At 29.8% G+C, this 15,553-nt stretch carries 10 protein-coding genes and 1 tRNA gene; 6 read left to right on the top strand and 5 right to left on the bottom strand.

Annotated features, from left to right (window positions below):
* Nucleotides 1–207: 207 nt before the first annotated feature.
* Together I0K12_RS20915 and I0K12_RS20920 are read right to left on the bottom strand one after the other, a co-directional pair.
* Nucleotides 208–2,736, bottom strand: a complete 2,529-nt coding sequence (locus I0K12_RS20915; RefSeq protein WP_196890137.1) for a zinc-dependent metalloprotease — start codon at nucleotides 2,734–2,736, stop codon at nucleotides 208–210.
* A 157-nt stretch (nucleotides 2,737–2,893) separates the two neighbouring features.
* Nucleotides 2,894–3,625: a DUF6503 family protein gene (locus tag I0K12_RS20920; RefSeq protein ID WP_196890138.1), complete on the bottom strand. Its 732-nt coding sequence runs from the start codon at nucleotides 3,623–3,625 to the stop codon at nucleotides 2,894–2,896.
* Nucleotides 3,626–3,800: 175 nt separating this feature from the next.
* On the opposite strand from I0K12_RS20920, the gene I0K12_RS20925 reads away from it, so the two are divergent.
* From I0K12_RS20925 to I0K12_RS20935, 3 genes are all read left to right on the top strand, one after another.
* Nucleotides 3,801–4,628: a hypothetical protein gene (locus tag I0K12_RS20925; RefSeq protein ID WP_196890139.1), complete on the top strand. Its 828-nt coding sequence runs from the start codon at nucleotides 3,801–3,803 to the stop codon at nucleotides 4,626–4,628.
* Nucleotides 4,629–4,677: 49 nt separating this feature from the next.
* The gene (gene kynU, locus I0K12_RS20930; protein ID WP_196890140.1) at nucleotides 4,678–5,952 is read left to right on the top strand and encodes a kynureninase; all 1,275 of its coding nucleotides are present in this window, start codon (nucleotides 4,678–4,680) and stop codon (nucleotides 5,950–5,952) included.
* Nucleotides 5,953–6,191: 239 nt separating this feature from the next.
* Nucleotides 6,192–7,553, top strand: coding sequence for an FAD-dependent oxidoreductase (locus I0K12_RS20935; protein WP_196890141.1), 1,362 nt, complete (start codon nucleotides 6,192–6,194; stop codon nucleotides 7,551–7,553).
* Nucleotides 7,554–7,574: 21 nt separating this feature from the next.
* On the opposite strand, the gene I0K12_RS20940 is transcribed toward I0K12_RS20935, so the two are convergent.
* Nucleotides 7,575–7,964: a winged helix-turn-helix transcriptional regulator gene (locus I0K12_RS20940; protein WP_196890162.1), complete on the bottom strand. Its 390-nt coding sequence runs from the start codon at nucleotides 7,962–7,964 to the stop codon at nucleotides 7,575–7,577.
* Between the two features lie 106 nt (nucleotides 7,965–8,070).
* Here I0K12_RS20940 and I0K12_RS20945 point away from each other — a divergent pair, with 106 nt between their 5' ends.
* Nucleotides 8,071–8,862 (top strand): type 1 glutamine amidotransferase domain-containing protein, encoded by a 792-nt coding sequence (locus I0K12_RS20945; RefSeq protein WP_196890142.1) that lies wholly within the window; start codon nucleotides 8,071–8,073, stop codon nucleotides 8,860–8,862.
* Nucleotides 8,863–8,986: 124 nt separating this feature from the next.
* Here I0K12_RS20945 and I0K12_RS20950 read toward each other — a convergent pair.
* Nucleotides 8,987–9,071 (bottom strand) — tRNA-Ser (locus I0K12_RS20950).
* A 308-nt stretch (nucleotides 9,072–9,379) separates the two neighbouring features.
* Here I0K12_RS20950 and aroC point away from each other — a divergent pair.
* Nucleotides 9,380–10,441: a chorismate synthase gene (gene aroC, locus I0K12_RS20955; protein WP_196890143.1), complete on the top strand. Its 1,062-nt coding sequence runs from the start codon at nucleotides 9,380–9,382 to the stop codon at nucleotides 10,439–10,441.
* A 60-nt stretch (nucleotides 10,442–10,501) separates the two neighbouring features.
* Here aroC and I0K12_RS20960 read toward each other — a convergent pair whose 3' ends face one another.
* On the bottom strand, nucleotides 10,502–12,337 hold the full coding sequence (locus I0K12_RS20960) for a DUF885 domain-containing protein (protein WP_196890144.1): 1,836 nt from the start codon (nucleotides 12,335–12,337) through the stop codon (nucleotides 10,502–10,504).
* 311 nt (nucleotides 12,338–12,648) lie between these two features.
* Between I0K12_RS20960 and I0K12_RS20965 the strand changes: the two genes are divergently transcribed.
* On the top strand, nucleotides 12,649–15,546 hold the full coding sequence (locus tag I0K12_RS20965) for a two-component regulator propeller domain-containing protein (RefSeq protein WP_196890145.1): 2,898 nt from the start codon (nucleotides 12,649–12,651) through the stop codon (nucleotides 15,544–15,546).
* Nucleotides 15,547–15,553: the final 7 nt, after the last annotated feature.

Consider the following 15,553-nt stretch of genomic DNA (forward strand, 5'->3'; position numbering starts at 1 on the left):
TAATAATGAATTAAATTTGCTCAAGACTTCGGAGGTTTAGGATTATTTTTTGGTAGAAACAAAACTATAACCTTTTGAAGTCTTTTTTTATCTTATACAATTTTAATCGTGATAATGTTTAGTGATTTAATAAAATAAATAACTTAAGTCCAATAAAAAAACCACCTCAAATGAGATGGTTTTTACCTTTAATATGTTGAATTCAATTTATTCTTGAATCGTAACTTTTGCATTTAAAATTTCATCAATTCTTTCTACAACATCCATTAAATGATATTTACTCATTCTGTCTGAAGTAATGTTAATTGCTCTTTTTACATCCTTTCTTAATCTTACTAATTCACCACGAACAACTGGACGAATATCCGATTGAGAAACATTTACACTAGTAACGTTAGCATAAAATCTCCAGAAACCTTCTAATGGTTTTTGTTCATTGTTCATTAAATAAGACATTCTATCTAAATATGCTCTTTGAAGATTTCTTCTATACGTATCAATCTTTCTACCATATTTGATTTCTGTCCAGATTCCGTTTCTTAAATCATCCATCATTTCTAAGATAGAATAAGCTTCTTTTCCTTTTAAAGTTTCAGCTTCAATCAGACGAGCCATTCTTCCGAAATCTAAGATGTTGTTAAGAGTTCTAACTTGTGTTTTACGGATTCTGTCTACAGCTCCAGCAGATTCAATTCTATCTAAAATATTATCATCTAATAACCATTCTGGTGTTTTGAATAACTCATCGTTGATGAATTTCATACAAGCTTCCTGGTGCTTTTCTGGAGTGATTACATATACAGGACCTTTTTGATCATATGTTTTTGTGTACTCATAAACTCCTCCAATATTTGAAGAAACATGTCCCATATAGCGATTGTATTGTCCGATTAATTGACCATACATATCTTTTAAATTATCATAATCTTCTCCTTTTTCTCCAGTCCAATCAATTAAGTTAGGAACGATTCTTTTTAAGTTCGCAATTCCGTATTGAGAAGCTTTTACAGCATCATTTCCTAAATCTTCAGTCTGAGCTGTAGGATCAACAATCCAAGAGAATTGTTGTTTTCCAAAACGATACATTGGATCTCCAGCATGCTCTAAAATCCAAGCATCTAAAGTTTCTTTTTCGTCTTTTCCAGTTTTTGCATCCAAGATTGGACGATATCCCCAGCTAATTGAATATTTATCATAAACTCCGATTTCTGGCATAAGAGCTACACCTTTATCTTCTGGCTGCGCTACATAGTTGAAACGAGCATAATCCATGATAGAAGGAGCAGTTCCGAATTTCTTTGTAAACTCTGCAGAACGTAAAGAATCTACAGGGTAAGCATAACTAGATGCCATATTATGAGGTAAACCTAAAGTATGACCAACTTCGTGAGAAGATACGAAACGAATTAAACGTCCCATTACTTCATCTTTAAATTCATTACTTCTTGCTTCTGGGTTAATAGCCGCAGTTTGGATAAAGAACCAGTTGTGTAATAAAGTCATTACATTATGATACCAGTTGATATCAGATTCTAAAATTTCTCCAGAACGAGGATCACTTACGTGAGGTCCATTTGCATTTGGAATTGGAGAAGCTAAATAACGAACTACAGAATAACGAACATCTTCTGGGCTCCATTCTGGATCTTCTTCTGGTGTAGGAGGATCTTTTGCAATAATTGCATTTTTAAATCCTGCTGCTTCAAAAGCTTTTTGCCAATCTTCAACTCCTTGTTTGATATATTTTTTCCAAACTTCTGGAGTAGCTCTATCTATATAATAAACGATCTGTTTTTTAGGCTCTACTAATTCTCCACGTTTGAATTTTTCAATGTCTTCATCTTTTACTTCTAATCTCCAACGATCTAAATAAGTAATTCTTTTACTTTTTTGTGCTTTCGCTCCATAATCGATTTGACTACTAGTAAACCATCCAACTCTTTCATCAAAATAACGACGTTTCATCGGTACTTCAGGAAGTAAAATCATTGAGTTACTAATCTCAACCGTTACAGAACCAGTACTTGCATTTGAAGGTGGTTTTGCAGAATTAAAAGTTTTAATGGTTCTTACTTCAATATTTTGTGGGTAAGAACTAATTCTTTTAATAAAAGATCTTTCCGGATCTAAACTTGAAATTTTATAATCTTCACGAATTTCTTTTGGTAAACTTAAAGCTTTTACATCCTTAGCATAAAGCCCTGTTGCGTTGATTACTACTCCTGTACTATCTTTAGAAACTGCCTCAATAGGGAAGTTGTATAAAATAGGTTCGAAGTTAGAATTTACAACAGCTTGGTGAATAGGAAGTGAGTCTGCAGCATAATTGTTATAAGAAACAACTCTTAATAAAACTCTTTTATCATCTTGTTTTTCCCAACGAAGAACTTGCGTATTGATTTTTCCTCCACCAAAACCAATTCCGTCCGCAGTTTTAGCAATTCTAGAAACAATTAGCATTTCACGGTTAAACAAAGAATCTGGAATTTCATAAAAATAGTTGTCTTCCACTTTATGAACAGCAAACATTCCGTGATCAGAATCTGCATCTTCAGTAATTACCTCTTCATAAGATTTCATTCCGCCTTTTTTGGCGTTCTTTTTCTCTTTTCCTTGAACAATTTCTATGTCGCCTTTATGACGCTTTCTTTTTCTCTTTCTCTGCGCATCCGCTGTAAAAACTACTCCACAAGCTAGTGCTATGAATAGTAGTTTTCTACTTAAAGTAATTGCCATATTATATTAAGATTTGTTATTATTTGTATGAATCGAAAATAGAAAAACTATCTTAACCTTTTACTAAAAGTTTGTTAAAGGTTTTAATAAAAAAACCGTATTATTCTTAAAAAAATGAATACGGTTTACTTTTATTTATCGTTTAGTTACCAGTGTTTTATATCGGATTGGATTTGATGATGACATCATCTACTTCAATTAAATCGTCTTCTTTTAATATTTGATCATTATAAAGTTGATCTAAAGAATCGATAGGAACAGGTTTTTCGGAGTAATATCTGATAAAGTCTGAAAACCAAATTCCACTAATTTTTGTTTCATCAATAGCAACTCTCAACACAGGAGTTTCTCCATCATGAGAAATGAATCCGATGTAATCAATTGTGAAATCATCTGTCTGTATCCAGTAAATAACTTCAGAAGGATAATTGTTTTCAAATTCTACTTTTACTTTATAATATTCTTCAAATTTTACATCTACAGTACCAATTAATTCTTTTGATTTTATAGGTTGCATCAGACGAAAAGGAACCAATCCTTCAAAAACATCATAATAAAGTTTCATTTTATATTTTTTCTCCATTTCTTCAGGAAGTTGTTCTACTTCACCATTTTTTAATCTAGTGAATCCATTATTTGTAGCTTCATCTATAATGATATTTCCTAAAGTATCCTGAAAAGTTCTAGTGTATTTAAAATCACCATATTTCTTATAAACTTCAATTTTATCATCATCAAAATCGAAGGTGACAGTAACATCTTCTAAAAATTCTGAACCAGCTTTTTTAAGTGTAGTTTCGATAATTTCTTCCACTTTTGTCAATTTTTTTTGCTTACATGAGACAGAAAAAATTGCAATCAAACCTAATATAATAACATATTTCCTCATAATTATCTTGTTTATATTTAAAGATAATGATTTTTAAATTACATAAAAAGAGCTATTTATAATTAAATAACTTTTAACATAATCTAATTTAGAATCTCTAATTATTTTTAGAATCTACTTTTAATTGTTCGTATTTTTAAGTGTTTAAAAAGACTATTTTTGCAAAATGCAGCGATTGAAAAAACTTTTCGATTTTTATATTTATAGTAGTTTACACGTGTCTTTGGCAACTTTCTCCATGACCAAAATTTCACTACTTACCTATGGAATACAAGATAATTGGATTCCGTTTTTTGTGTTTTGTAGTACTTTTACTTCTTATAATTTCATCCGAGATCTTGAATTTAAAAATGTAGCAAAACATGAATTCTTAATTTGGTTTATGAAAAGAAGAAAATTGCTATTCTTGTTATCGTTTGCTTTAAGTTTTGTTAATTTAATTATATTTTTTTCTCCCGTTTTTAAATGGAAATCCTTGATAGTTCTGATTCCATTTGCTTTAATGACTGTTTTTTATGCAATTCCTGTTTTTCGTTTTCGAAATAAAAATTATAATCTCCGAAATATTCCTTTTCTAAAAATATTTACAATTTCCATCGCTTGGGCAGGAATTACAGTACTTTTTCCATTGGAAAATTTCGGAATTCCTTTTACCAAAAATGTTTGGTTAGATTTTTTACAAAGAATTCTTTTTGTTTTAATTATAACACTTCCGTTTGATATTCGAGATTTGGAACACGATGCTATTTCTCTTCAAACTTTTCCGCAAAAAATAGGAATCAGAAATACTAAAATCGTTGGGGTTTTATTCGCAATTTTATTTTCTTTTTTTCAAATATTGCAGTCTTATGATTTTGATAAAATATCTTTGGTGAAATATATAATAATTCTAGTTTCAACTTTATTTTTAATCATATCATCAGAAAAACAATCTAAATTTTACGCATCCTTTTTTGTGGAAGCTTTGCCTATTGTTTGGCTTATTTTACTTCTTCTTTCATAATTGAAGAATTATAGTATTTTTGGAAAAAACTAACTAAGATATATTTAGAATGCAATTCCAAAACAACCTAGATTTTGCAAAAGAATTAGATGCAAAAGACCCTTTAAGAAAGTATAAAGAAGAATTTCATTTTCCGAAAGTAAATGATAAACAAGTGATTTACTTCACAGGAAATAGTTTAGGATTACAGCCAAAAAATACCCAAGCAATCGTTGATGAAGTGATGACAGACTGGAGAGAGCTTGCTGTAGAAGGACATTTTTATGCTAAAAATCCTTGGATGACTTATCATGAAAAATTTGCAGAACCTCTTGCGAAAGTAGTTGGAGCTTTACCAAAAGAAGTTACAGTGATGAATACACTTACTGTAAATCTTCATATGTTAATGGTTTCTTTCTATCAGCCAACAGAGAAAAGATTCAAGATTTTATGTGAGGCAAAAGCTTTCCCATCGGATCAATATATGTTAGAATCTCAAACAAAATTCCACGGATTTGATCCAAATGAAGCAATTGTTGAGGTTGCTCCAAGAGAAGGAGAACACATCATCAGAACAGAAGATGTTTTAGCAAAAATTGAAGAGCACGGAGATGAATTAGCTTTAGTTTTAATAGGAGGAATCAACTATTATACTGGGCAAGTGATGGATATGAAAACAATCACAAAAGCTGGTCATGATGTTGGAGCAAAAGTAGGTTGGGATTTAGCACACGCAGCTGGAAATATCAAATTAGAACTTCACGATTGGGATGTAGATTTTGCTGCTTGGTGTTCTTATAAATATATGAATTCTGGACCAGGAAATATGTCTGGAATTTTTGTTCATGAAAAACATGTTGAAAATAAAGATTTAAACCGTTTTGCAGGTTGGTATGGTCACAACAAAGAAAGACGTTTCTTAATGGAACCAAACTTTGATCCGATGACATCAGCAGAAGGTTGGATTGCCAGTAATCCTCCAATTTTAGCAATGGCTCCATATTATACTTCTTTAGAAATGTTTGATGAAGTAGGAATGGATGCTTTGATTGAAAAAAGAGATCAAATTACTTCTTATTTAGAGTTTGTAATTCTTGAAATTGCAAAAGAAGTAGGAGGAAACTTCGAAATTATTACTCCAGAATTACCATTTAGAGGAAGTCAATTATCTGTATTACTTCACGGAGCAGGGAAAGAGTTGTTCAACTTCTTGATGGAGAGAGGAGTAATCGTAGATTGGAGAGAGCCAAGTGTAATTCGTTTAGCTCCAGTTCCATTATATACTTCATATGAAGACATGTATCACTTCGGACAAACTTTGAAAGAAGGATTAAAAAAATCGTAAAATTTAAGATTAAAGTTACTTAAATATTAAATTTTTGTAAAAAGATTCAAGGGTTTTCTTTGAATCTTTTTATCTTTAAGGTCTGAAATAAAAGAGTTTTATTTTCTTAATACAATCACGAGGTTTTATAGTTTTTAGTTTATTTCTATTTTATTTGAATAGAATAAAAATCATATACTTTAAAAGTTTAAACTCTTTATTTAAAAGTTTTTACAAAAAACTACAAAAGGACAATAAACATGCAAATAGCAAAAAATATAGCAATTGTAGGATCAGGTTTAGTAGGAACATTGCTTGGTATTTATCTGAAAAAAAGAGGACATAAAGTGACTGTTTTTGACAGAAGACCAGACATCAGAAAAATTGAGTTTTCTGGTCGATCAATAAATATGGCAATGTCTGACAGAGGTTGGAATGCGTTGGAAAAAATAGGAATTGCAGAAGAAATCCGAGAAATTGGAATTCCGATGAAACAAAGAGCAATTCATTTAAATGAAAAACCAGTATTTTTTCAGCCTTACGGAAAAGAAGGAGAAGCTATATATTCTATTTCACGAGGTGTTTTAAACAGAAAAGTAATTGATTTAGCTGAAGCACAAGGAATCGATTTTGTCTTTGATGAAAAAGTATGGGATGTAGATTTACCAAATGCGATACTTTATACAGGAGAGTCAGAAGTTGAAAATTTAAAAGCACATAAATTTGATTTGATTTTTGGTGCAGATGGTGCTTTTTCTAGGACTCGTCATAAGATGCAAAGAAGATCACGATTTGATTATTCACAGGAATTTATCAATCATGGTTATAAAGAATTGACAATTCCAGCAACGGAAGATCAAAAACATCAAATCAACAAAAATTCTTTACACATTTGGCCAAGAGGAGAATTTATGTTGATTGCACTTCCAAATTTAGACGGAACATTTACTTGTACGTTATTCTTACCATTTGAAGGAGATATTTCTTTTGATTCTCTTACAGATGAAATGAAAGTGACAGATTTCTTCATAAAATATTTCCCAGATGCATTATTATTGATGCCAGATTTATCAAAAGAATTTTTCAAAAATCCGATGAGTGCTTTGGTTACAATCAAATGTTTTCCTTGGGTTTATTGGGATAAAGTAGCTTTAATTGGAGATGCAGCACATGCGATTGTTCCTTTTTATGGTCAAGGAATGAATGCAGGTTTTGAAGATATCACGATTTTGGATGAAATGATGGAGAAATATGGAGATGATTGGGAAATGATTTTCCAAGAATACCAAAATGAAAGAAAACCAAATGCAGATGCAATTGCAGAACTTTCATTACAGAATTTCATTGAAATGCGTGACAAAACAGCAGATGTGAAATTTCAGTTACGTAAAAAGATTGAAAAGAAATTCTCAGAAAAATTTCCAGAACTTTGGGTGCCACTTTATAGTCGTGTAACTTTTAGTTTAAAGCCATATAAAGAAGCTTTAGCAGAAGGAAAACGTCAACAAAGAATCATGGATGAGATTATGAAAATGCCTCATATCGAAGAAATCTGGGATTCAGAAAAAGTAGAAGAAAAATTATTGAGTTTGGTTCAAAAAACTCCAATTAACGAAATATAAAATACCAAAAAAGCTTCAATTTTATTGAGGCTTTTTTTCTTCCACTTTTACAATTTCTCCTTCCGACTCGCAAATCTGATTTCCCCAATTAGAAATAGCTTCCAAAACCGGAATTAAAGTTTTTCCAAATTTTGTTAGAGAATATTCCACCTTCAAAGGAGGTTTTGTAGTATAGACTTTTCGTTTTACGATTCCGTCATTTTCCAATTGTTTTAACTGTAAACTTAGCGTTCTTTCCGTCACAACTGGCATCGATTTTCTTAATTCATTATAACGTTTGCTACCATCTTTTAAATGAAAAAGAATTACTGTTTTCCACTTTCCACCAATAAAATCCATCGTAACACTAGTGCTACAAGGATATAATTTTCCGTTTAGCTTAATTAGCTCAGAATCACATTTTATCTTCATAATCTTACTACTATCCAATTGGATAGTTATTGCAAACATACAAAACAATAATTAATTTTGTAACTATAATTTTTATAGTATTAAAAATAAATTAAACTCTAAAAACATGAAGATAAAAATTGTAACTTTATTTGTAATGATGTTTTCTTTGTTTGCGGTAAGTTGTGCGAATGGAGATAAGAAAAGTGAAAACCTTAAAAAAGAGAAAACTGTGGCTGCAAAAAAAGTTTTAATAGTATTAACAAGTAATAATAAACTTGGGGATACTGGAGAGTTAACTGGATATTGGATTGAAGAGCTTGCTGCTCCATATTACGAATTGATTGATAATGGTTTTGAAGTGGAATTAGTTTCTCCAAAAGGAGGTCCTGTTCCTTTCGATCCAAAAAGTAATGCTCCTGAAGCAATTACGGAAGATGTGGAAAGATTTCATCGAGATGTAGATTTACAAGAAAAACTTTTAAATACAAAAAAGTTAGAAGAAATTAAAGAAGAAGATTTTGATGCGATTTTTTATCCTGGAGGACATGGTTTGATTTGGGATTTGGTTGAGAATGAAAATTCAAATAAATTAATTGAGGACTTTAATAATGCAGGAAAACCAATGGCTTTTGTTTGTCACGGACCAGCAGTATTGAGGAGACCAAAAACAAAAGAAGGAAAACCACTTGTAAAAGGTAGAAAAGTAACAGCTTTTTCAAATGCAGAAGAAATTGCTTTACAATTGGTAGAAGTTGTTCCTTTCTTGATTGAAGATAGTATGATTTTCCGTGGAGGTATTTATTCTAATGGTGAAAATTGGAAAAGTTATGTAATTGTTGATGAAAATTTAATTACAGGACAAAATCCTGCTTCTTCGAAAGAATTAGGGAAAGAATTGGTGAAACAGTTGAAGTAAATTTTGATAAAATTATAATGAAGAAGCTTAGACATTTTTGTTTAAGCTTTTTTTTATTCTCAAAAAATTGAGAAGTATATAAAAAAGAAAAAACCTCAAACATTATGTTTGAGGTTTTGTTATGCGGAGAAAGAGGGATTCGAACCCCCGGACCTGTTACAGTCAATGGTTTTCAAGACCACCGCATTCGACCACTCTGCCATTTCTCCAGGACTGCAATCATTTCCTGATTGCGGTTGCAAATATAAAGGGTTTTCTGGTATTTGCAAGGATTTTCTTTATATTTTTTAAAGTTTTTTTGGTTTGAAATTTTAAATTACTGATTTTGTTTTTGTTATTAATTTAAAAAAATGAATGAATTTTTTAAATATAGATTCAATAAAGGATTTTTAATCTGTTTTGACTTAAGATTAATTGGATAATAAAAAAGAATCAGTTTTGTTTAAAGTCATAATATTAAGGGGAGATGTGATTTCATTTTCAACTTTTCGTATTTTTGCAAAAAACAATAGATAAAATGGCAAGTAACTCGTTTGGAGAAATTTTTAGATTGACTTCTTTTGGAGAATCGCACGGAGAGGCGATTGGTGGAATTATTGATGGATGTCCTGCAGGAATTGCATTGGATTTTGAAGCGATTCAGAATGAATTGAACAGAAGAAAACCAGGGCAATCAAAAATTGTTACCCAAAGAAAAGAACCAGACGAAGTACAGTTTTTATCAGGAATTTTTGAAGGAAAAACTACAGGAGCTTCTATTGGTTTTATTATCAAAAATCAGAATCAGAAATCTCATGATTATTCTCACATAAAAGATCAATATCGTCCTTCGCATGCAGATTATACTTATTCTCAGAAATATGGAAATCGTGATTATAGAGGAGGAGGAAGAACTTCTGCTAGAGAAACGGCTAATTGGGTTGTTGCTGGTGCAGTAGCAAAACAAGTTATTTCTCAAATACAAATTACTGCATATACAGCTTCAGTTGGTAAAATTCAATTAGGAAAAAGTTATCAAGAAGTAGATTTTTCTGAAATAGAAAATAATATTGTTCGTTGTCCGGATGTGGAAAAAGCTGAAGAAATGATTCAATACATTCAGCAAATTCGAAAAGAAGGAGATACTATTGGAGGAGTTGTAGAATGTGTAATTCAAAATGTTCCTGTTGGTTTAGGAGAGCCAATTTTTAATAAACTTCATGCACAATTAGGAAAAGCAATGTTAGGAATCAATGCCGTAAAAGGTTTTGCTTTTGGAAGTGGTTTTGAAGGAACAGAACTAAAAGGAAGCGAACATAATGATTTGTTTAATGCAGATGGTTCTACAAAAACAAATAATTCTGGAGGAATACAAGGGGGAATAAGTAATGGAATGGATATTTTCTTTAAAGTTGCTTTTAAACCTGTTGCTACAATTATGCAAGAGCAAGAAACAATTGATAAAGATGGAAATTTAGTTAAAATGATGGGGAAAGGAAGACACGATCCATGTGTAGTTCCTAGAGCAATTCCTATTGTGGAAGCTATGGCTGCTATGGTTTTAGCTGATTTCTATTTACTAGAAAAAACAAATAAATAAAGTTCATAAAAAAAGCGATTGAAACTTCAATCGCTTTTCTATTTTCTTGTAATTCAAGAATTATTTTTTTCCTTGAATATATTCGTCTACTAAATCTTCTAAAATATTTAAAGGAACAGGTCCATTGGAAAGAACAACTTCATGGAACTCACGGATATCAAATTTATCTGCTAATTGTGTTTTAGCTTTTTCTCTTAATTCCATAATTTTTAACATTCCAATTTTATAAGCAGTTGCTTGAGAAGGCATCACAATATGTCTGTCTACCATTTTGATACAATCTGCGGAACTATTTGGTGTGTTATTTTCGTAGAATTCGATTCCTTGCTCACGAGTCCATTTCATTTCATGAATTCCAGTATCTACTACCAAACGACAAGCTCTCCAAAGCTCCATCGCAAGACGACCAAAATCAGAATACGGATCTTTATAGAAACCTAATTCTTTAGGAATATTCTCACAATAAAGTGCCCAACCTTCAACATAAGCAGTGTATCCACCAAGTTTTCTAAACATTGGAATTCCATCTAATTCTTGTGCAATAGAAATTTGCATATGGTGTCCAGGGATTCCTTCGTGATATGCTAAAGCTTCCATTTGATATGAAGGCATACTTTTCATATCATAAGTATTAGCATAATATGTTCCTGGTCTTTTTCCGTCCATAGAACCTCTTTGGTAGAATGCTTTTCCAGCTGATTTTTCTCTAAAAGCTTCTACAGGTTTTGTGATTAAATCTGCTTTTGGCTTTGTGATAAATAATTCATCCAAACGTCCTTTCATCGTATTGATGATTTGTGTTGCTTCTGCCACATATTCTTCTTTTCCTTTTTTCGTTTCAGGATAGTAGAATTGAGGATCATTTTTCATGAATTTAAAGAATTCCTTTAAAGTACCTTTGAAACCTACTTGTTCTTTAATAGCTTTCATTTCCTTATGAATTCTTTCTACTTCTTTAAGTCCTATATCATGAATTTCTTTAGCTGAAAGATCTGTAGTGGTTGTTCTTTTTAAAGCATTTGCATAATATTCTTGGCCATTCGGAAATTTCCAAACACCATCATCTGTTGTTGCTCTTTGTTCTTCATGTTGCATAAAGTCAATTAGCTTTGTGTAAGCATTACGAACATTTTCGAATCCTTTATTTGCTTCTTTAATGAAAGGTTTTTTGTCTTCTTCTGTCAATCCTTCAATAGAATTTAATTTAGACATGAAATCTTCATAAAGAACACTGTTTTTAGAATCACTTGTAAAAGGTTTTCCTGTAATTACATTCTTAGAATCACGAATTACTTTTTCGAAAACAAATTTTGGGATTTGAACTCCTGCTTCGTGACTTGCTTTAAGGTTTGCAATTAATTGATCAAAAAGAGGTTCTATATTTTTTAATCTTTTAATATAATCTTTAACATCTTTCACATCAGAAACTTGATGCATGTTGATTAGAAATGCTGGAATTTCAGCTTGCATTCCATGCATTTGATTTAAAGGATAATCGTAAAGACGATATTTATAATCAACAGTATCGTTTACCAATCTTTGCTTAAATAAATCATAACTCAGTTTCGTTTTTTTATCTAAAGCATTCACAGAGATAGAATCTTGAAGCCATTGAAGATATTTTTTAGAAAGCTCTAATTCTTCAGCTTTTGCTTTCATAGAAATATCATCCCATTTTCCATGATCTCCTTTTCTTCCAAGGCGAGTAAGCATCATTGGACTATTTTCAATTCTTTCTTCTGTTACTTTTGTAAAGAAATTGTTTAATTTCTCAGACTCTTGTTTTATTTCAGTTTGTGAGAAATTTGTTTTCTCTTTTTTAGTCTCTTTATTTTCACAAGAAGCAAAAGCTAGTGATAGCGCTAATATTGCAAGTGAAGTTTTAATGATTTTCATATGTAGTAGTTTAAGTCTTTGTTGAAAACTTGGTGAATATACTAATTTTTCCTAAGATTTATTAAATAGTAGAAATTTAACTCGATGTTAAAATAGTATTAGTTTAATGTTAATATAGTTTAATTTAAAAAGTTAAAATATAGAAGTTTAAAATAAATAGTGTTGTGTAAAAATATTATATATTGATTAATATACAATATAAGTGTTAAAAGTTTGATATAAATGTATTTTTGAAAATAAATTACTATGTTTGTGTTCTTATGGTTGTTGGAAATAATTGTTAATAATATACAAACATATTAGTTTAAGCAATGAAAAAAGGGTTTTTCATCTTTCTTGTATTTCTTTTTTGTAATTCTTTGTTGTATTCTCAATTAGGGTTTAAAAATTATTCTATAAATGAAGGTTTATCGAGTAATACAGTATATGATATTGTTCAAGATGAAAAAGGTTTTATTCTTTTAGCAACAGACTACGGAATCAGTATTTTTGATGGTAAAAAATTTGAGAACTTCACCAAAGAAGATGGTTTACCAGACAATGAAATTTTGTATTTTTTCAAGGATTCTTATGATAGAATTTGGTTAGTTGGATTTAATGGAGAACTAGGATATTATTACAATGGTTGTTTTTACGATAGATCCAATTGTGGAGTTTTATCTCAACTTTCATTTAGGGAATATGTCAGTGATATTTATGAAGATTCAGAAGGGAATATATGGATTTTAGAAATTGAAGATGGAATTTATAAGATCTCAAGAGAAGGGATTGTTGAAAAAATAATCGATAATGAATTTTTATATAAAAAAGTTGCTAAAAAAGCATATTTCTACGAAGATTTAGACTCTAATATAAATGTAGTTTATCCAAGAAGAGATTCTTTAGTTTCGGTTCCAATTAAAAATAAAAATGAAGTTAGATTTTTAGAATGTTCTTTAGATCATTTAAAAAAATATGATTTGGAGAATTTAATGAGGAAAAAAGCTTGTCTTTTAGTAAACTTTGATCCGAGAATAAAAAAACTATATCATGCAATTCATGATGATATTGAGGAGAGAGTGCTTGGATTTCAATTATTTAAAGTTACAGAAAGTGAAAAATATTTTTGGATTACAGATGTGAAAAATGGTCTTGTAATTATTGATAAAAAAACATCAGCAAAAATTAATTTTTTAGAATCTGATCAGACTACAAAATCATTTATTGATAATGAAGGAAATGTTTGGATTGGTACTGTTTCTAATGGAGTTTTTTTAGTTACAAATCCAGAGAGTCCTTTAGTTCATTATGATAAATTCACCAAACACAATTTAAATAGCATTTCTGCTTTTCATAAATATTTGGCACTTGGAGATATTGAAGGGAAATTACAGATTTTAGATACAACTGATTTTAAGGTTGTAAAAGAATATAATTTACATTATAAAAGTGTTAAAAATAAAATACAGCGTATAAAAAAATATAAAGATCATGTTTATTTTATTTCAGAATATTGTGTTTTAAAATCAGATACACTTTTTGAAAAGCAAAAAATTGAAAAAGTTCTTGATATAAATACGGATATTCCTGATTTGTCCAATATAAAGGATGCAACTTTTTTGGATAGTATTTTTTATACTTCAAATACATATGGAGTTGGAGTGGTTGATTTTAATTCTGGAGAAAAAAAAGTATTCAGAAAAGGTAGAAGTACCGCAATTTTTGCAGAAAATCAAGACAGTATATGGATTGGAGGAAATTCTTCTTTAGATCTTTATGATAGGAATAATGAATTACACAATTTTAGAAATATTAAAAGTATTACGGCAATTAGTAAATATGCCGATTCTCCGCTGATTATTGGAACAAATTCTAGTGGATTGCTATTGAAGTTTGATGATAAAATTGTGAAAATTGATCAATCAAGAGGATTAATCTCAAATGCTGTTCGTTCTATTTTTATTGATACATCCAAAAATATATGGATAGCAACGAATAAAGGAATTAATAAAATTGAGTTTGATACAGATTACAATGTAAAAAATATTGAATCTTATACCGTTTCTGAAGGGTTAGTAAGTAATAATGTAAGAAGTTGTTGTGTGAATAATAATAAACTTTATGTAGCAACAGCAGAAGGTTTCAGTGTGATAAATTTATTAGAAAAGAAAAAAAAGCGACCTGAGCCGAAAATTTATATAAACAAAATATATATTAATAATAGAGAAATTGATTTAGATTTTGATGAAGAATTGGATTTTGATCAAAATGATATTGAATTCGATTTTTCAGGACTTTCTTATCATAGTTTAGGGAAAATTACTTACAGATATCGACTTTTAGGTTTGGAAAACGAGTGGATTGAAACTACTTCAAATAAAATTAGATATTCAGCATTACCTCCAGGAGAATATATTTTTGGAGTTTATGCAATTTCCAAATATGGACAAGAAAGTGAACAAGTTGCTATAAAAGAATTTATCATAAAACCTCCTTTTTATAAAAGCCTTCCATTTTTACTTACTGTAATATTTATAGTTGTTTTGTTTGGAGTTTATTTTATTTATCAAAAAAGAAAAAAAATAAGGATAAAGAATAAATTGAATAGCTTGAAATTTCAGGCGTTAAATGCTCAAATGAATCCACATTTTATAAATAATTTACTTTCATGTGTACAAGGATTGATTGAGGAAGGAAATAAAAAGGAAGCTGTAAATTATTTACAGAAATTTTCAGATTTAACAAATTTGATTTTACAATCCACAAAACAGAATTTGATTTCTTTAGAAGAAGAATTGCAGATTGTAAGTTTGTATTTAGACTTAAAGAAAATCAGATATAATAATAGTTTTACTTATAAAATAGATATTCAAGATGTAATAAAAAAAGACTTGTTACATATAAAAGTTCCACCATTAATTCTTCAACCTCTTATAGAAAATTCTATAATTCATGGGATGAATTCTAACCCCAATAATGGTGTGATTGAAATTAATTTTGAATCTTTGAAGGATAATTTTATTCTTTGTCGAATAAAAGATAACGGAATTGGTTTGACATTGTTCAATTTTAAGAATGGTATTTCATTAAAAAATATCAATGAAAGATTAAAAATCATGAACAATTGTCCTAAAAACGAAAACCTTATCGAGATTCAAAATATTTTAGATCAACAACAAAATATTATTGGAACAGAAGTTTTACTCAGAATCCCTTACATTGATATATAATAACTTA

This window comes from Aureivirga sp. CE67 (assembly GCF_015767245.1).
Taxonomy (GTDB): Bacteria; Bacteroidota; Bacteroidia; order Flavobacteriales; family Flavobacteriaceae; genus Aureivirga.

What these genes read in the sequence shown, in the direction of transcription:
- kynU (WP_196890140.1), top strand. Translation starts at nt 4,678, where the DNA reads ATGCAATTCCAAAACAACCTAGATTTTGCAAAAGAATTAGATGCAAAA.
- I0K12_RS20940 (WP_196890162.1), bottom strand. Translation starts at nt 7,964, where the DNA reads ATGAAGATAAAATGTGATTCTGAGCTAATTAAGCTAAACGGAAAATTA.
- I0K12_RS20920 (WP_196890138.1), bottom strand. Translation starts at nt 3,625, where the DNA reads ATGAGGAAATATGTTATTATATTAGGTTTGATTGCAATTTTTTCTGTC.
- aroC (WP_196890143.1), top strand. Translation starts at nt 9,380, where the DNA reads ATGGCAAGTAACTCGTTTGGAGAAATTTTTAGATTGACTTCTTTTGGA.
- I0K12_RS20960 (WP_196890144.1), bottom strand. Translation starts at nt 12,337, where the DNA reads ATGAAAATCATTAAAACTTCACTTGCAATATTAGCGCTATCACTAGCT.
- I0K12_RS20915 (WP_196890137.1), bottom strand. Translation starts at nt 2,736, where the DNA reads ATGGCAATTACTTTAAGTAGAAAACTACTATTCATAGCACTAGCTTGT.
- I0K12_RS20945 (WP_196890142.1), top strand. Translation starts at nt 8,071, where the DNA reads ATGAAGATAAAAATTGTAACTTTATTTGTAATGATGTTTTCTTTGTTT.
- I0K12_RS20965 (WP_196890145.1), top strand. Translation starts at nt 12,649, where the DNA reads ATGAAAAAAGGGTTTTTCATCTTTCTTGTATTTCTTTTTTGTAATTCT.
- I0K12_RS20935 (WP_196890141.1), top strand. Translation starts at nt 6,192, where the DNA reads ATGCAAATAGCAAAAAATATAGCAATTGTAGGATCAGGTTTAGTAGGA.